This window comes from Neisseria sp. P0021.S007 (assembly GCF_051956855.1).
In genome coordinates, this window is record NZ_JBQCXA010000355.1 from 1 (window position 1) to 789 (window position 789).

2 protein-coding genes are annotated in these 789 nt (G+C 52.6%); one reads left to right on the plus strand and one right to left on the minus strand.

Going from position 1 to position 789, the window contains the following annotated elements; all coding sequences use genetic code 11:
- The coding region (locus ACTHUR_RS13315) for a cell division protein ZipA C-terminal FtsZ-binding domain-containing protein (protein ID WP_440399000.1) at positions 1-573 on the plus strand (573 nt) is incomplete at its 5' end.
- A 12-nt stretch (positions 574-585) separates the two neighbouring features.
- Here the strand turns inward: ACTHUR_RS13315 and ACTHUR_RS13320 are convergent.
- Positions 586-789, minus strand: a 204-nt coding sequence (locus ACTHUR_RS13320) for a hypothetical protein (RefSeq protein WP_440399001.1), incomplete at its 5' end; no start/stop codon positions are given.

The window sequence follows — 789 nt, forward strand, 5'->3', positions numbered from 1 at the left end:
GAATTGCAACAGTTCAACCAACAGGTTGACACCTTCGCCCAACTGATGGGCGGCAAAGTCCTCCACACCGATTTGGCAGCGTTTACCGAAGTCGCGCAGGCATTGGATACCTTCTGCGCCCGCGTCGATCAAACCATCGCCATCCACTTGGTTTCACACAGCAACATCAGCGGCGTCGAACTGCGCGCTTCTGTTGAAAACCTCGGTTTCGTGTTGGGCGAAGACGGCGCATTCCACTACACCGGACAAACCGGCAGTCCGATGTTTGCCATCCACAGTCTCACAGGCGACGCGTTTACCAACGCCCTCTTGGACAACCAGTCCTACAAAGGCTTCAGTATGCTGCTCGACATCCCGCACGCGCCCGCCGGCGAAAAAACCTTCGACCTCTTCATGGACTTGGCGGTACGCCTCTCCGGTCAGTTGGGCTTGGATTTGGTCAACGACAAAATGGAAGAAGTTTCTACCCAATGGCTCAAAGACATTCGCAATTACGTCTTGGCGCGTCAGGAAGAAATGCTCAAAGTCGGCATCAAACCCGGCAGCAAACAAGCCCTGCGCCTGTTCTCCTAAAATCGAATGCAATCAAAGCGGATATGTCGTTACGGCATATCCGCTTTTTTTCGGGTAAAATTCAGCTGTTTTCAACCTATCATTTTCCAGACGACCTTTGCCCGTATCCTCCTGTATCAGACGAAGGTCGTCTGAAAACCCTCCTCCATGAATCAAACCGCACAACATATCCGCCAACTCACCGACCTCCTCAACCGCTACGCCTACGAATACTAC